Origin of the sequence: Adlercreutzia sp. DFI.6.23, from assembly GCF_024462535.1 — a bacterium.
GTDB lineage: Bacteria > Actinomycetota > Coriobacteriia > Coriobacteriales > Eggerthellaceae > Adlercreutzia > Adlercreutzia rubneri.
The window spans coordinates 1-314 of record NZ_JANGBP010000368.1; the positions used below are offsets into that span (position 1 = coordinate 1).

Below are 314 nucleotides of genomic sequence, written 5' to 3' on the forward strand. Positions count from 1 at the left end.
AGCTGGAGTCGATACCTGCGGGCGATCGTCCCGAGCTCGCGCTTCTGCGCGGCAACTTCGGCGACCTCGATGAGCTGCTAGCGAGTTGCGAGATCCCCGGCATCGACGCGATACTGTTCGACCTGGGCGTCTCATCGGTGCAGATAGACACGCAATCACGTGGCTTCTCCTTCAAGGAGAACGGCCCCCTCGACATGCGGATAGATCCGGGGAAACAAACTCTAACCGCAGAAGAGATCGTCAACACCTACAACGCAGCAGATCTCACTCGGATCATTCGCAGTTACTCGGACGAGAAGTGGGCGAGCCGCATC

General features: G+C 58.9%; 1 protein-coding gene. It reads left to right on the forward strand.

What is annotated here, in order from left to right; all coding sequences use genetic code 11:
* Positions 1-314: 16S rRNA (cytosine(1402)-N(4))-methyltransferase (gene mraW, locus NE591_RS13755; RefSeq protein WP_256156919.1), on the forward strand; the 314-nt coding region annotated here is incomplete at both ends.